Source organism: Flavicella sp. IMCC45668 (assembly GCF_057219105.1).
The window spans coordinates 995,636-1,010,486 of sequence record NZ_CM170114.1 but is presented as its reverse complement, the minus strand read 5'-3'; the positions used below and the strand labels follow the sequence as shown (position 1 = coordinate 1,010,486).

Sequence of the window (14,851 nt, the reverse complement as noted above, 5' to 3'; positions counted from 1 at the left end):
AATGGCAGCGATTAAAAATTTAAAAAAAGATATTCATAATACTTTAGGAGATCTTATTGAAGCATGTTACGTATGGGAGTTTAATAATGAAGGAGCAGACGCTTCAAAAGCTCAGGAAATTATCGATGAGGCAATTTCTTCTTTTGATGCTTTGATGGATAAAATTCATGTAAAAAATGTGGAAAGTAAAAAAGCACATTTTACATCAATTAAATCAGAATTAGAAACAGTAGCAGCTAGTTTGGTTGCAAAAATAAATGCTTTATAAAAGAAGTGTTAACAAGTGTTAAAAGACTGCTAGATGATTCATCTAGCATTTTTTTTGAGTATATTTGAGGCATTGAAAAAGTATTACTAAAAAAAAAATAAATGTCAAGAGCAGTATTTGATTATACTAAAGAAATATTAGAAAAGGTCAGTTTTAATTCGGAATTATTTCACAAGGAAGTAGAGAAAGCAATGAAAAAATTACAACCTTATGAAATTGAAGAATTAAAAATATGGTTGAACAGTTTTACTGTAAATAAACCAGAATTAAGAGAAAGTTTAGAACTTGTAGTTTAAAAAAATCCTGTAGAATTATCTACAGGATTTTTTTATTTCTTTTTTGTCAAGGGACTAATGATTTTTACATCGTTAAAAGATATTGCACCTCTTACGATACCATCAATAGTTGTTTTTAAGGCTTCGATCAATTGCATTTTTAATTGCGATTTATGATACAGTAAACTAACTTCTCTAGCCGGGACAGGTTTTTCAAATTCTCTTAAAAGTTTTTTGTCCTCCGCAGATAAATCTAAACTATGTAAATAAGGAAGTAAAGTCATCCCAAGATTTTCTTTGGCTAATTTGATCAAAGTATCAAAACTCCCACTTTCTAAACGAAAAGATTTCGCATTTGGAGAATTGAAAGAACTACACATATTAAGGATGCTTTCCTTGAAGCAATGTCCGTCTTTCAGTAATAAAATATCATCAGCATCCAATTCATCTACACATAATAATTTGTTGTTATATAATTTATGAGAGCTCGGAATAAAACCAACAAAAGGTTCATAGTATAATGGTTTTTCTTTGATACTTGGATTTTCTAAAGGAGTAGCTGCAATGGCTGCATCAATATGTCCATCAGATAATTTTTTGATACACTCCTCTGTTGTTAACTCTTCAATTTGTAGATTTACCTTAGGGTGTTTTGTGTTGAATGTTTTTAAAAACATAGGCAACAAAGTTGGCATAATGGTAGGAATGATAGCTATTTTGAATTCTCCGCCTATGTAACCTTTTTGCTGATCTACAATGTCATTAATCCTATTACTTTCTTCAACAATAGTTTTTGCCTGAAAAACTATTTTCTCACCAATTTCCGTCAAAGAGATTGGTTTTTTGGCTCTGTTAAAAATTACGACATCTAGCTCATCTTCTAGTTTTTGTATTTGCATACTTAACGTGGGCTGAGTTACAAAGCAATGTTCAGAAGCTACGGTAAAATTCTTGTGTTCTGCAACCGCAAGGATATACTTTAATTGAGTAATAGTCATAGTATCATTATTTGCGATAAAAATAATAAAAACTATTGGTTTTGTCTATTAAAAAATAAAATTAAAGTTTTTTGTAGTAGATGGTGAAAATTCAGTTTTCTAGGAAATTAATTAGCTTTTGGTTTGCCAGAATTCTCTTTGCTTGTTAAGTTCATCCTCTTGTTTTTTGTATTCCTCAACAGAAATAACTTTCAAAAAGGAAGGATGTTGCTCAATTGCCATTTCAATTTGTTTTACAATGTCGTCAAAGGAATCATTCTCATAATCAATTTGAAGTGGTTTTTTAATCACCATACTTTGCAAAACGCCTCGTTTTTTAATTAGCAATCCCTTTTTGTCAAATGAACGTCTGAATCCATCAATAACAATAGGAATCACAATAGGTTTGTAAGTTTTTATAATATGAGAGGTACCTCTTCTTATTGGATTAAATGGTTTGGTTGTTCCTTGTGGGAAAGTAATTACCCAACCGTCATTTAATGCAGTTCCAATATTGCTAATGTCAGACATCTTTACTTGTCTTTTTACATCTTTTCCTTCACTTCTCCATGTTCTTTGGATCGATACGGAACCCATGTATGCAAATATCTTCGGAAGTATTCCTGCTTTCATTGTTTCAGCAGCAGCAATATAATACATGTTTAATTTAGGATTCCAAATATAGCCTATGTTGTTAATGGTGTCAACTCTTCCTTTTAATGAAGCGTTAAAAACGTGATACATAGCAGCAACATCAGCAAAATATGTTTGATGATTCGCAACAAATAAAACATTGCTATCTGGTAAATCTCTTATGATTTCAGAACCTTCAATCTGTAACTTATTGAACTTATTATATCTTCTATGAGAAACCACACCTACAATTCTGATAAGCCATTTTTTTAAGAATAAAATATGCCCAAAAGGATTTTTTTTAATGAATTTCATTGAGAAGCGTTTAGTTTTTAGTGGCAACAAATTTACAAAAAGAAATGGTTTTTACAGCCTTTTTATAAGTTCTTTAATCTCGCTGATAATCATGGCAGTAGCTCCCCAGACCATCTGGTTGTCAAATTTGAAATATGGAATTTCTACCTTTTTTGCATAAAATGTGTTTTTTGTGTCAACAGCTAGAAAAGAGTCATCTAAGAGGTCTTTTATGGAAACTTCTATCATTGTTTCTACTTCATGATTTTTTTTAAAATGAAGTTTGTTTTTTGCGACACCGATGAAAGGAGTTACTAAAAAATTACTGGGTGGAATATACACATCAGTAATTTCTCTTAAAATCTCTATTTCATGTGCAGGTATACCGATTTCCTCAAAAGTTTCTCTTAGCGCAGTATCTTCTAAATTATTGTCTGTATCTTCTATTTTTCCACCAGGAAAACTTACTTGCGAAGCATGTGTCCCAGAATAATTTGGTCGTAAGGTTAATGCAAAGCAAGCTTCACCTTTTTCATTTGGATAAAACAAAGCCAATACGGCTGCTTTTTTTGCATTCTCCAGAATTGACTTTTTAGTTGTTAGATTAGCTCTTTCCTCTGGGACCATTTTGTTTTGATCCTTATGGCCCCCTAAATCTGTGTTTTTGATGAGGTTTTTTAAATTTAGGAAAGTACTGTGCTGCATATGATTTTTAAATTTGACTCAAAACTACAAATATAATTGCTGCTTTTATATTCTTTTGTAAGAACTGTAGCTTTTGTTACACTAAGAAATTGTAATATAAGATATTTTTGTTTTTATGATTGAGATAATAAAAAAGCAATGGAGTAATGTGATTTTTGTGATACTATTGATATTAGTATTAAATCCCAGCTCAAAAGAATGGTTAATAAAAAGTACTTCATTTTCGCCATCATTAAATTCTAAAGAAGAAAGAATACATGATTTTAATTGGAAACTAAAAGGTTTGAATACTAAAGATGTAAACCTAGCGGATTTTAAAGGGAAGGTAGTTTTTGTGAATTTTTGGGCAACTTGGTGTCCTCCTTGTCGCGCAGAAATGCCAGCGATTCAGAGTTTATATGATGCTCATAAGGATAAGGTTGTTTTTTTATTTGTAACGAATGAAACAAATACTGAAATCAAGCCCTTTTTTAACAAGTACAACTATAATTTACCTGTTTATAATAGCCAATCAGAAGTGCCTCTAGAGCTTGATAAAACAAATAATATTCCTGCTAGTTATATTATCAATAAAAAAGGAGAAATAGTTGTTAGTAAAACAGGTGCTGCAAGTTGGGATAGTTCTAAAAGTTTTGAACTGATAGAGGAACTATTATTGGAGTAATTGGTTAATCTCGGGCAATAGATAAGGTTGCTTTAGCACCCGTTGCAAGATTCCATTGATTTGATGATAATACTCTTCCTCCTTCATCAAACACCATAAAGGCCGCCGTATTTGGACCAGAAGAACCTTGATTGAGAGCAACAAAAGATAAGGTATTTAAGCCTTTAATTAAATTTATGGTAAATTGTTGATAGCTATTTGTTAGTTCTATATATCGAACTCTCGTTTCTCCGTTTACAACAATGGAAACTACATCACCATCCGCATAAGAAAAGTCTCTACAGATAATAGTTATGTATTCACTTTGAGTACTAAATCCACCCAAATCTTTGTCTACTATAGGCATTCGATTTGAAATGGCATCCATTTCAGCTTTTACTCTCTGTTTGTAAAATTTCTCTTTATCAATAATTCCTTTTTGTTGTAAATCTTTTAATTCTTGGTTGGCAATTTGTTGCAGCATAATTCTATTCAGAGCTGCTTCAAATTTTTCCGCTTCATTCTCAGGGTTGATAAATTCAAAGGTAGCATTTGGACTATTGGGAATCGATGGAATTACAAAATCCTTATCATTATCCAAACTACCTGGGCGCATAGATTCAATTTGGCCACTAATTCTTGAGGAAAGAAAAAAAAGTGTACAGCATATAACAATAGTAAAACTGTGATTGAAATTGATATAATTTTTCATGACTGATACAAAATTAGGCTTTTGAAATCTTTTTGAAGTTAATTAAATCAAAATATTTGTTCAGAAAACCGTTGAAAACTCATCTTTTTACAGAGGTAGTTTTGTTTTCTAATTAAAAATAGTTGTGTAAGTTTGTGTCCTCCCGCTTTAAAAACCAAGAATTTTATGAAAGTATGTATTGCCGAGAAGCCGAGTGTTGCTAGAGAAATTGCTACTATATTAGGAGCGAATCAACGACATGATGGTTATTTTGAAGGAAATGGATACCAAATAACATGGACTTTTGGTCATTTGTGTACTTTATTCACGCCAGATGATTATAAACCGCATTGGAAGCGTTGGGATTTGAATACCTTACCAATGTTGCCCGATAAGTTTGATATAAAATTGACGAGTAATGATGGGGTCCAAAAGCAATTTAATACCATTAAAGCATTATTTGATAAAGCCGACGTTGTGATAAATTGTGGGGATGCTGGTCAAGAAGGAGAATTGATTCAACGCTGGGTAATCAAACAGGCAAATTATACAGGTAAAGTAGATAGACTTTGGATTTCTTCTTTGACTCCAGAGGCGATAAAAGAAGGATTTGAAAACCTGAAAAATGGAGAAGATTATGACAACCTTTATTATGCTGGTAGTTCAAGAGCGATTGGAGATTGGTTGTTAGGAATGAATGCAACTCGTTTGTATACGCTTCGGTATGGAGCGCAAAAGCAAGTTCTTTCAGTTGGACGCGTACAAACTCCAACTTTGGCAATGCTAGTGAACAGATATAAAGAAATATTATATTTTAAACCTAAGCCTTATTGGGAGTTACAAACAGAATATAGAAATACCGTTTTTAATAATGAACAAGGGAAGTTTCTAAAAAAAGAGGATGGAGAAGCGTCTTTGAATCTTGTAAAAGATGCTCCTTTTGAGATTATTTCTGTTACCAAAAAGAAAGGTAAAGAGTATGCTCCAAAATTATTTGATTTAACAGGTTTGCAAGTTTATTGCAATACCAAGTTTGGGTATACAGCAGATCAAACCTTGAAGATAATTCAAAAACTATATGAACAAAAATTAGTAACCTATCCAAGGGTAGATACTACATTTTTGCCAGATGATATTTTCCCTAAAGTTCCAGGTATTTTGGGGAAGCTGACGCAATATGCAGCACTAACAGCACCGTTAAAAGGACAACCTTTAAAAAAATCTAAAAAAGTATTTGATTCAAAAAAAGTAACAGATCACCACGCTATCATTCCTACAGGTATGGAAAGTCATTTAGGGGAACATGATCATAATGTTTATGATATCATTACAAGAAGATTTATTGCTGTTTTTTATCCTGAATGTGAGGTGTCTAATACTGCTGTAATTGGGGAGGCTGCAAAAATTAGTTTTAAAGCAACTGGTAAGGAAATATTATCTGAAGGATGGAGGGCTGTTTTTGTTTCTGCGAAATCTAAATCGACAAACAAAGATGAGGTGCTTATGCCAACCTTTGTTAAAGGAGAATCAGGGCCACACAGTCCATCGTTTAATGAAAAAACAACCAAACCTCCAAAAAATTATTCTGAGGCAACATTATTGAGGGCTATGGAGACTGCTGGAAAGCAAGTGGAGGATGATGAGCTTAGGGATTTAATGAAGGCCAATGGAATTGGAAGACCTTCCACCAGGGCAAATATCATTGAAACGCTTTTTCGTAGAAAGTATATTGAGAGAAATAAAAAACAAATTCTTCCTACTCAAATGGGGATTCAGCTAATTGACACTATTCAAAACGAGCTTTTGAAATCTGCAGAGTTAACAGGGCAGTGGGAGAAACAACTTAAAGAAATAGAGGAAGGGAATTATAGTGCTGGGCAGTTTATCAATAACATGAAAAAAATGGTGGACGATTTGGTGGTAGAGGTGCGTATGGAAAAAAATACCAGGCGTTTTTCTGTAGAACAGAAGCCATTGCCAAAGCCTTCTAAAACTGCTAGCAAAAGTGATTTAACAGGTAGCGAATGTCCTAAATGTAAAAAAGGTAGATTGCTAAAAGGAACGAGTGCATATGGGTGTTCTGAATATAAAGAGGGATGCAATTTTAGATTGCCTTTTGAATTTATGGGCAAAAAGGTTTCAGTTAATCAATTTAAGAGATTGTTATCGAAAGGAGCGACTGTAGTTTTAAAAGGATTTAAGCAAGATGGGGCTAAAATAAATGGAGCGATTTCATTCGATGATAGTCATCAGCTAATACTAAAACCAGAAGAGTCAAAAAAATATGCTGTTTCTGGTGCCTTGATTTGCCCTAAGTGTAAAAAAGGAGAAATTATTAAAGGAAGTTCGTCTTACGGGTGTTCTGCTTATAAGGACGGTTGCGATTATAGATATACTTTTGATGCCATAAGGAGTAACACTGCTGGTCAAAAGATGACAAAAGAATTGGTTGAAGAACTTTTGATAAAAGGAATGTGATGTTAAATACAGTACTTGTCATAGGAAGTGTTTGGCCAGAACCAAATTCATCTGCTGCTGGTAGTAGGATGATGCAGCTCATTTCTTGCTTTTTAGAAGATGGGTATAAAGTCATTTTTGCAAGTGCAACAGAAGATAGTCAATATATGTATCCGCTTGAAAATTTAGAGATAGAGATAAAAAAGATAGCGTTGAACGATGCTAGTTTTGACTATTATATTGAGGATTTAAAACCAACGATTGTTTTGTTTGATCGGTTTATGACAGAGGAACAGTTTGGTTGGAGGGTTGAAAAGCACAGCCCAACATCCATAAGAATTTTAGATACTGAAGATTTACATTGTCTCAGAAAAGCGCGTCAAAAAGCCTTTAAGGATGGACGTGATTTTGAGGAAAAAGACTTGCTGTCAGAGATCGCTAAAAGAGAAATAGCGAGTATTTTTCGATCAGACTTAAGTTTGATGATTTCTTCTGTTGAAATGAAAATTTTACAAGAGGTTTTTAAGGTGCCTGCTAGTATTTTGCTGTATATTCCATTTTTGTTAGATGCAGTAAGTGAACCTAAGAAAAAAGAATTTCCAATTTTTAAGGATAGGTTGCATTTTGTCACGATAGGAAGTTTTCGACATGAACCGAACTGGGATAGCGTGTTGTATTTGAAGAGAGAAGTATGGCCATTGTTGAGAAAATTAGTACCTGAATCAGAGCTACATATTTATGGTTCGTATCCTCCTCAAAAAGCAATGCAATTGCATAACCCTAAAGAACGTTTTTATATAAAAGGATGGGCTAAGGATGCGCATACTGTTGTTCAAAATGCTAGAGTGCTATTAGCTCCATTGCGTTTTGGAGCTGGTTTGAAAGGAAAGTTCATTGATGCTATGTTAACCGGGACTCCTAGCGTAACTACAAGTGTTGGAGCAGAGGGAATGCATGAATCATTTGAATGGCCTGGGGTAATTAGTGATTCGCTCGATGAATTAATTATTGGAGCAAAGGAGTTGTATACAAATCAAGAGTTATGGGAAAAATCTCAAATTGCTGGTTTTGAAATTATTGAAAATTGTTTTTCTAAAGATTCTTTTCGTATAAAATTGTATGAAAAAATTAATGAGATAAAGCAAAATCTAAACACACATAGAGAGTCCAATTTTATTGGAAGTATGCTTTTGTTTCATACAATGAGAAGTACTGAGTTTATGTCTCGTTGGATAGAAGAGAAGAATAAGTAATTATTCTTTTGAGATTATTTTATAGAGCCATAGAGCGATATAAAACCCTAATCCTATTCCGTAAAAAACAATAGCGATCGTAAAGATTAATCTCATGTATTTTTCTTCGATACCTACTTTTTCTCCAAACCATTTTGATACTCCTAAAATCATAAGATGCTTTTTTTTAAAGATACAAAAAAAGCTCGTTGAACAATTTCAACGAGCTTCAGATAAGAAATAGGATAGGATTATTCAATTATCAATTTAGAATTGTAAGATTTTCCATTGTTAATAATAGCTATAATATATACACCAGGTGTGAAATCTGTAACCGAAATATGAGTGGTTTTGTTTTTAGCAGAAGTACTATAAACTGTTTGTCCAGCTAAATTAAGTATAGAGATTTTGCTATTCAAATCAGTAGATATATTTACGTATTCAGTGGATGGATTTGGGTAAATTGACACACCGTCAAGTTCGTTTTTATTTGTAGAAGCCGTTCTGTTATCAAACAGGGTTCTGTAAAGCGCAGATTCGGAATCCGTAACTTGAGATATAGCATTTGAGACACCATCTATTTGTAAAGTAGCTAAGTCCGAAGCAGAAAGGTCTACATCAATTTTTATTACATTATCGCTAAAGTTTTTGAAATTAGTGGTACCAAATAAAGATTTAGTATTAAATACAATTTCTGTTACAGATTCGTCTAATTCAATGTTTAATGTAGCACCATCAACTGTTTTTAATTGTGTAATATTATTTTGATTAGCATTTAAGTACAAAGTATGTTCTCCCTTGGCTCCGTTTATTGTTCCTTCAATAGTGTTTGCTCCATTAATAACTAAAGCCCCACCAGAGTTTGTTCCTTGAAATTTAAATACTCCACCTGATGGTAAAAAACCTCCTGCGGTGGTAATGTTTGATACGATTTTTTCTTCAAAAAGAAGTAACGTTGAGACGTTGGTTATTTGTGCAGTACTTTTAAATTCGATTGCTCCATTTGCTGAATAGGCCCCATTGGATATTGTAAGGTTGTTATTGTTGCAATTAACTGTCCCGTGAAACTCAATAGGAGTGTCGTTGTTTGATTTTACTTTTATTTTATTTAACAACGTTATGGTTCTTGAAGGAGAAAACACCAATTTATTTGAAGCAAAGGCAGAGTTAAGTATAAATCCATCCGAAACATTTAAGTCAATATCTGTATCTAAGGTTAATGTCCCTGATAAGTTGTTGTCAATTAATGGAGTTGTACCGTTTAATGTTAATTTAAATCCTGCTCCGTTCACGGTGTAGTTTTCAGTTGCAGTATCAGTTATAAGTGATCCAACAACTTCTGACTGCGTTAGCGTAGGAGAAGCAGAAAGTGTTGCTATTCCTGTTGCTATTGTTGAGTTTGACCAATTTGATGCGGTATTCCAATCCCCATCAGTTTCAAAAGTTTCATCTTGTGCTGTGCTAATTTGAGCACTAATAATAATTGTTAAAAGTGTAATTAATTTTAAGTGTAATTTTAATTTCATATTGTTGTTTTAAATGATTATTGTTCTTCGCAAAGGAAGATGATAAGTGAAAACAACATGTATTTGGGAATAAATCGAATGTGTTTGTGGGTAATTTAGTTTAAATATGTCTTTTTAATGTTTGGTAATTCGGTAAAGTGATAGTGTATCCAAATAGATGAATGCGGTAGAATACTGCAACGACTATGGCTGTTTTTGAATGTAAAGGAATATCTGGTTTGTACAGTGCTAGAAAGCGATAATTATATCTTACATTGTTAGTATATTTAAAAATGCCTTTATTTATGAGTGTTTGGTTGCTATATTTTTTTACATATAAATGACCCCTCCAAAAGTTTTATTGATATATGTTTTTACAGGGTAGAATAAATAGATGTAGGAACGCAAAGAAGAATTGTTATTATACCCGTTGAAATTGAATTTAAATTAAAAGTGTAAAAAATCATTCATGATGGTAGGGCTCATTTTTAAGAATAGTGAAACCTCTGTAAATTTGTTCTACCACAAATAATCGAATCATTTGATGCGAGAAGGTCATTTTAGAAAAAGAAACCTTGCCCATGGATTTTTTATATATTGTGTCAGAAAACCCATAAGGTCCACCAATAACAAAAACTAATTGTTTGATTCCTGAATTCATCTTTTTTTGGAGATATTTTGAAAAGTCAACCGAGCTGAAGTCTTTTCCTTTTTCATCAAGTAAAATTAATTGATCCGTAGGTTGAAGTTTTTTTAGAATAAGTTCCCCTTCTTTTTCTTTTTGTTGGCTTTGAGAAAGGTTTTTTACATTTTTTATGTCAGGAATAATTTCCAACTCAAATTTCACATAATGCTTCAATCGAGAATTATATGTTTCTATCAATGCATTCAGATTTTTATCATCTGTTTTACCTATGGCTAAAAGTTTTATTTTCATATTGCAAATATAGAGATTAGAAGAAATTATTTTGAAATATTACAGTGATTCTTACCTAAGATTTAACTAAAAAATATTTTTTTTAAGGATGATAGAAAATGTATTTTTGTGGCATAAATTTAATACTATGATCAGCGAAGCCCAATTTGAAAAAGAACTAGAAATAATAATTGAAAATTCTATCCGTGAGGATGTAGGAGATGGGGATCATAGTTCTTTAGCTTGTATACCCGCTGAGGCAACAGGAAAAGCTCAGCTTTTGGTAAAGGATACCGGAGTGATTGCAGGGGTATCTTTTGCTGAAAGAGTTTTTAAATATGTGGAACCTAGTATAAAACTTAATATTTTAATTGAGGATGGTGCAGAGGTAAAACAAGGAGATGTGGTGTTGACTGTGGAAGGAACGTCACATGCAATTTTGAAAGCTGAAAGACTGGTTCTTAATGTAATGCAAAGAATGAGTGCTATTGCAACCAAAACAAAACATTATACCAATTTATTAGAAGGCACCCAAACAAAAATTTTAGATACACGTAAAACAACTCCAGGAATTCGAGCGTTAGAGAAATGGGCTGTTAAAATTGGAGGAGGTGTAAATCATAGATTTGCTCTATACGATATGATCATGTTGAAAGATAACCATATAGATTTTGCCGGAGGTATAACTAAGGCTATTGCCAAAACACATGCTTATTTAAAAGATACTGGTAAAGACTTGAAAATTATTATAGAAGCACGAGATTTAGCAGAAATAAGAGAAATATTGAATTCAGATGGTATTCACCGAATATTAATCGATAACTTTACTTTTGAGGATACTAGAAAAGCGGTTGCCATGATTAATGGTAAATGTCAAACAGAATCTTCTGGTGGAATAAATGAAGAAACTTTAAGAGGCTATGCAGAGTGTGGTGTAGATTTTATATCTTCTGGAGCCTTAACTCATTCTGTATATAATATGGATTTGAGTTTGAAAGCTTTTTAAAAGTTGGATTGTAATAGCTATGATTGAGAAAATTTTCGACTTAGGGAAAAGAATAAAAATACCGGGCCTAGAGGGAATGTCTCTTTATGATCTATTACATATGTATGTTGTAGGAATAGTTCGTGGTGGTTTAACATCAAGAGCAGGTGGTATTTCTTATAGCTTTTTTATGGCTATTTTTCCTTTTATGCTGTTCATGTTAACATTAATACCTTTTATCCCTATTGATGGATTTCAAGAGAGTTTTATGGAGCTTATTTCTGAAGCAGTACCCCCAAAAACTTATGATGCTGTAGTGCCTATATTAGAAGATATTGCGAATAATAAATATGGAGGTTTGCTGTCCTTTGGTTTTTTAGTTTCTATTTTTTTAATGACCAATGGTATCAATGCTATTTTCGGTGGTTTCGAGTATTCTTACCATGTAACAGAAGTAAGGAGCGTGGTAAAAGGATATGTCGTTTCTTTGGGTACTTCATTATTAATGTCTGTGTTGCTTATCGTAACTGTTGTATTTACCATCTCATTTAAGTTTGGATTGGATTTTTTAATGCAAAATGGTTGGTTGAGTGATCAGTATATATGGTTAGGGAATATTAGATATTTAATTTTTATTTTCATGATATTTACCACGGTATCATTGCTTTATTATTTCGGTACAAAGGAAGGCAGACAATCTTCATTTTTTTCTCCTGGAGCTGTATTGACAACAATATTATATGTTTTTACTTTTTATGGTTTTGGAATTTATGTGGAAAAATTTGCCAAATACAATGAATTATATGGTTCTATAGGAACCTTATTAATTATGATGTTATTTATTTGGCTGAATTCTATTATTCTATTGCTTGGTTTTGAGCTGAATGCAAGCATGACGAAATTAAAAAACAACTCTAAAGAGTTGGATTACTTTTCTGTTTAATAAACGGTAGAAGACATTAAATTACCTTTAAGCTACATCGTTTTTACCTTTGGTTTTTAGTTTTGTTCAAAACTTAATAAATGAAACCAAATAAAATTATTTTCCTTTTTAGTATTTTAACTACACTTTTTAGCAATGCTCAAATTGATTTAGAAAGCAATTTTTATACTATTGTTAGCAATTCAAATTATGATAGAAATATTGTCACCGACTATTCGGTAGATAATGATTTTGATACAGATGATAGCCTTGCTTGGCAAACGGCAATAGACGATATTTCAGAAAACGGCGGGGGCGTTTTAACAATTCCAGCAGGGAACTATACCATTCGAAATATTGATTTAAAATCTAATGTACATATTGAAATCGATCCTGATGCCATTATAAGACCCTTTCAGGTTGATGATGGAAAAAACTATGCGATGTTCAAATTGGCTGATGGTAAGGAAAGAATCTACAATGTAAGTGTTATTTGTTCAGACCTAACAGGTTTGGAAGAAGGTCATATTTGTGATGCTACTGAACCCGGACGTTATACAATTGATTTAACTCAAGTTGTTAATAATAATGTTACTGTTTTTGCTATTCGAAATGCGGAGAATTTTTTAGTAGCTGATTTTCATGTAAATGATATATATACAGATTTTTCTGCGGTTACTTTAGGAACAACCAAAGTAGGAGGTTATTCGGATAGTTCTATAAAAAATACCTTAACAGGAACGGATAGTGAAATATTGACAGCCTTTGATTTGGCGTTGGTTATGGATTCAGGTTATATATCAAATGTAACCACGGTTTATAATACACATATTGCTTCAATAGAGAGTTTAATTCCAGATGAAGATCAACAAAATGCTAAAGATTTGTTAGATCCCATTATTCAAGATTTAACAACTGTTTTAAACGAGATAGCTGCCACAGGAACACTTCCCGGTAATGATACTAAAGAGGAAATGGTGGAAGAATATACCGATAGGTTGGAGGATTTTATAGTAACAATGGTAAACAGATCTGAAGTGCCAACAAATTATTTTATGCCTGTGAATGGTATTGTTAGGTCTGGAAGTGTGTGCAATGCCGCTTATGGTTATGGAACAATTCAGTCTCAAGCTGCGACGAATGTACTTTTTAAAGATCTCTATGGGTTTGGTGGCGCAACATTACGATTAGAAACAGGATATAGCAAAATGAATAATGTCCAATATGGAGGGAATTTTGACATTGTTGCTAGGAATATTTATAGCGAACAAGGAAATTCTACTTTGATGATTTCTCCGCATGCAATGCACTGTGGAGCAGTAGACGCAGAAGGTATTCGTTCAAAAGGTAGTGGGTTTGATGCTAGAATAGAAGGTGGCTTTATATCAAAAAAATATTGTCAGGATGTAGGATTAGAAATTGGTACTTATAGTTATGTAAAAGTTGTTGATGTTGATGCAGAGTTTGGAATGGTGGCCCAATTGAAGTCAAAGCATTTTTATTTAATGCCAGAAGAGTTAGTTGATGATATAACTGATATTTCACAAGATGGAGGCGAGAGTGTCATCGGACCATCTATCGCAGCAGCAGTGAATGATGCGCATTATATCTGCTCTATTGATGGCGTACAAAATGTGTTTTTAGAGGATGTTTCTCAAGTAGGATTTGAATATCAAGAACCTGTTGTGCCTGAGGAAAATGTTCCAATTGTTTGTGAAAACTTGTCGGTTGAGGGAAGTGCACTTGAATCAAATCGATTTGTAGCGTACCCAAATCCATCTAACGAGCTTTTACATGTAAAAACCTATGAACAAGGAACGCTAAAAATAATGGATTTTTTGGGTGCTGTCGTTATGATAAAAACTATTGAAAATGGAAAGCATACTTATGTTCTTGATGTTTCAAATTTTGCTAATGGGATGTATGTTGTTATGTTTGAAGGAAAAACCTCTAGGTTAACAAAAAGTATTATTGTGAGTCATTAAATAATTTAAGGACCACTATATTTTAGAAGTTTTTTTAGAAAGGAAGTAATGTTATATTACTTCCTTTTTATTTGTGATTTCTGCTCAAAAAATATGTAAAAAAAAGAGGTTAAAATTAAATACGATCGTTGAGTGGAATGTTTTGGTGTGAAAATGTAAAGTTTTTGGAGGTTTTGATAAAATCGGAATTTTTTCTAGTTTTCGAAATCGATGTAGTTATGCCAATCGATTGTATTTTGGTTTTTTGATATTTCAATTCTGTTAGAAATATTTCTATGAAACAGTACAAAAAGGATCAACTTTTGTTTATTTCGTATTAAAAATTGGTTAAGAGTGTAGTATCTGTAAAAATACACTATCCAT

At 32.6% G+C, this 14,851-nt stretch carries 15 protein-coding genes; 8 read left to right on the top strand and 7 right to left on the bottom strand.

The genetic code is table 11. The features are described from left to right. Window position 1 precedes the first annotated feature (1 nt). Window positions 2-268, top strand: a complete 267-nt coding sequence (locus AC2DZ0_RS04740) for a hypothetical protein (RefSeq protein ID WP_484491869.1) — start codon at window positions 2-4, stop codon at window positions 266-268. Between the two features lie 101 nt (window positions 269-369). Beyond that, on the top strand, window positions 370-564 hold the full coding sequence (locus tag AC2DZ0_RS04735) for a hypothetical protein (RefSeq protein WP_484491868.1): 195 nt from the start codon (window positions 370-372) through the stop codon (window positions 562-564). A 32-nt stretch (window positions 565-596) separates the two neighbouring features. Here AC2DZ0_RS04735 and AC2DZ0_RS04730 read toward each other — a convergent pair whose 3' ends face one another. The 3 genes from AC2DZ0_RS04730 to AC2DZ0_RS04720 all read right to left on the bottom strand — a co-directional run bounded on the left by AC2DZ0_RS04730 (window position 597) and on the right by AC2DZ0_RS04720 (window position 3,152). Further along, entirely contained in the window at window positions 597-1,541 is a 945-nt protein-coding gene (locus AC2DZ0_RS04730) for a hydrogen peroxide-inducible genes activator (RefSeq protein ID WP_484491867.1), read from the bottom strand. Between the two features lie 111 nt (window positions 1,542-1,652). Further along, on the bottom strand, window positions 1,653-2,468 hold the full coding sequence (locus AC2DZ0_RS04725) for a lysophospholipid acyltransferase family protein (RefSeq protein ID WP_300320507.1): 816 nt from the start codon (window positions 2,466-2,468) through the stop codon (window positions 1,653-1,655). 51 nt (window positions 2,469-2,519) lie between these two features. After that, complete coding sequence (locus AC2DZ0_RS04720; protein ID WP_484643996.1) at window positions 2,520-3,152, bottom strand: NUDIX hydrolase; 633 nt, start codon at window positions 3,150-3,152, stop codon at window positions 2,520-2,522. A 115-nt stretch (window positions 3,153-3,267) separates the two neighbouring features. On the opposite strand from AC2DZ0_RS04720, the gene AC2DZ0_RS04715 reads away from it, so the two are divergent. Then, window positions 3,268-3,816, top strand: a complete 549-nt coding sequence (locus AC2DZ0_RS04715) for a TlpA family protein disulfide reductase (protein ID WP_484643994.1) — start codon at window positions 3,268-3,270, stop codon at window positions 3,814-3,816. 4 nt (window positions 3,817-3,820) lie between these two features. Here AC2DZ0_RS04715 and AC2DZ0_RS04710 read toward each other — a convergent pair whose 3' ends face one another. Next, the gene (locus AC2DZ0_RS04710) at window positions 3,821-4,411 is read right to left on the bottom strand and encodes a hypothetical protein (RefSeq protein ID WP_484491864.1); all 591 of its coding nucleotides are present in this window, start codon (window positions 4,409-4,411) and stop codon (window positions 3,821-3,823) included. 261 nt (window positions 4,412-4,672) lie between these two features. On the opposite strand from AC2DZ0_RS04710, the gene AC2DZ0_RS04705 reads away from it, so the two are divergent. Further along, window positions 4,673-6,964: a type IA DNA topoisomerase gene (locus AC2DZ0_RS04705; protein ID WP_484643993.1), complete on the top strand. Its 2,292-nt coding sequence runs from the start codon at window positions 4,673-4,675 to the stop codon at window positions 6,962-6,964. Further along, window positions 6,964-8,196, top strand: coding sequence for a glycosyltransferase family 4 protein (locus AC2DZ0_RS04700; protein WP_484643992.1), 1,233 nt, complete (start codon window positions 6,964-6,966; stop codon window positions 8,194-8,196). Before AC2DZ0_RS04705 ends, AC2DZ0_RS04700 begins: the two co-directional genes overlap by 1 nt. On the opposite strand, the gene AC2DZ0_RS04695 is transcribed toward AC2DZ0_RS04700, so the two are convergent. The 3 genes from AC2DZ0_RS04695 to rlmH all read right to left on the bottom strand — a co-directional run bounded on the left by AC2DZ0_RS04695 (window position 8,197) and on the right by rlmH (window position 10,617). Then, entirely contained in the window at window positions 8,197-8,349 is a 153-nt protein-coding gene (locus tag AC2DZ0_RS04695; RefSeq protein WP_484643990.1) for a PspC domain-containing protein, read from the bottom strand. It abuts the gene before it with no gap. A gap of 77 nt (window positions 8,350-8,426) precedes the next feature. Beyond that, window positions 8,427-9,701, bottom strand: a complete 1,275-nt coding sequence (locus AC2DZ0_RS04690) for a T9SS type A sorting domain-containing protein (RefSeq protein WP_484643989.1) — start codon at window positions 9,699-9,701, stop codon at window positions 8,427-8,429. A gap of 442 nt (window positions 9,702-10,143) precedes the next feature. Further along, complete coding sequence (rlmH, locus tag AC2DZ0_RS04685; protein ID WP_484491860.1) at window positions 10,144-10,617, bottom strand: 23S rRNA (pseudouridine(1915)-N(3))-methyltransferase RlmH; 474 nt, start codon at window positions 10,615-10,617, stop codon at window positions 10,144-10,146. A 127-nt stretch (window positions 10,618-10,744) separates the two neighbouring features. On the opposite strand from rlmH, the gene nadC reads away from it, so the two are divergent. The 3 genes from nadC (at window position 10,745) to AC2DZ0_RS04670 (ending at window position 14,488) form a co-directional block, all read left to right on the top strand. Next, window positions 10,745-11,602: a carboxylating nicotinate-nucleotide diphosphorylase gene (nadC, locus tag AC2DZ0_RS04680; protein ID WP_484643988.1), complete on the top strand. Its 858-nt coding sequence runs from the start codon at window positions 10,745-10,747 to the stop codon at window positions 11,600-11,602. A 19-nt stretch (window positions 11,603-11,621) separates the two neighbouring features. Beyond that, window positions 11,622-12,524 carry a YihY/virulence factor BrkB family protein gene (locus AC2DZ0_RS04675; protein ID WP_484491858.1) on the top strand — a complete coding sequence of 301 codons (903 nt, stop codon included), beginning with the start codon at window positions 11,622-11,624 and terminating at the stop codon, window positions 12,522-12,524. A gap of 80 nt (window positions 12,525-12,604) precedes the next feature. Then, a complete protein-coding gene (locus tag AC2DZ0_RS04670) occupies window positions 12,605-14,488 on the top strand; it encodes a T9SS type A sorting domain-containing protein (protein ID WP_484643986.1) in 1,884 nt (627 codons plus the stop codon). Window positions 14,489-14,851: the final 363 nt, after the last annotated feature.

Excerpts from the sequence above, each read along its gene's own strand:
- AC2DZ0_RS04720 (WP_484643996.1), bottom strand. The coding sequence starts at position 3,152 with ATGCAGCACAGTACTTTCCTAAATTTAAAAAACCTCATCAAAAACACA.
- AC2DZ0_RS04705 (WP_484643993.1), top strand. The coding sequence starts at position 4,673 with ATGAAAGTATGTATTGCCGAGAAGCCGAGTGTTGCTAGAGAAATTGCT.
- AC2DZ0_RS04670 (WP_484643986.1), top strand. The coding sequence starts at position 12,605 with ATGAAACCAAATAAAATTATTTTCCTTTTTAGTATTTTAACTACACTT.
- AC2DZ0_RS04675 (WP_484491858.1), top strand. The coding sequence starts at position 11,622 with ATGATTGAGAAAATTTTCGACTTAGGGAAAAGAATAAAAATACCGGGC.
- AC2DZ0_RS04690 (WP_484643989.1), bottom strand. The coding sequence starts at position 9,701 with ATGAAATTAAAATTACACTTAAAATTAATTACACTTTTAACAATTATT.
- rlmH (WP_484491860.1), bottom strand. The coding sequence starts at position 10,617 with ATGAAAATAAAACTTTTAGCCATAGGTAAAACAGATGATAAAAATCTG.
- AC2DZ0_RS04710 (WP_484491864.1), bottom strand. The coding sequence starts at position 4,411 with ATGCGCCCAGGTAGTTTGGATAATGATAAGGATTTTGTAATTCCATCG.
- AC2DZ0_RS04725 (WP_300320507.1), bottom strand. The coding sequence starts at position 2,468 with ATGAAATTCATTAAAAAAAATCCTTTTGGGCATATTTTATTCTTAAAA.
- nadC (WP_484643988.1), top strand. The coding sequence starts at position 10,745 with ATGATCAGCGAAGCCCAATTTGAAAAAGAACTAGAAATAATAATTGAA.
- AC2DZ0_RS04735 (WP_484491868.1), top strand. The coding sequence starts at position 370 with ATGTCAAGAGCAGTATTTGATTATACTAAAGAAATATTAGAAAAGGTC.
- AC2DZ0_RS04740 (WP_484491869.1), top strand. The coding sequence starts at position 2 with ATGGCAGCGATTAAAAATTTAAAAAAAGATATTCATAATACTTTAGGA.
- AC2DZ0_RS04695 (WP_484643990.1), bottom strand. The coding sequence starts at position 8,349 with ATGATTTTAGGAGTATCAAAATGGTTTGGAGAAAAAGTAGGTATCGAA.
- AC2DZ0_RS04700 (WP_484643992.1), top strand. The coding sequence starts at position 6,964 with ATGTTAAATACAGTACTTGTCATAGGAAGTGTTTGGCCAGAACCAAAT.
- AC2DZ0_RS04730 (WP_484491867.1), bottom strand. The coding sequence starts at position 1,541 with ATGACTATTACTCAATTAAAGTATATCCTTGCGGTTGCAGAACACAAG.
- AC2DZ0_RS04715 (WP_484643994.1), top strand. The coding sequence starts at position 3,268 with ATGATTGAGATAATAAAAAAGCAATGGAGTAATGTGATTTTTGTGATA.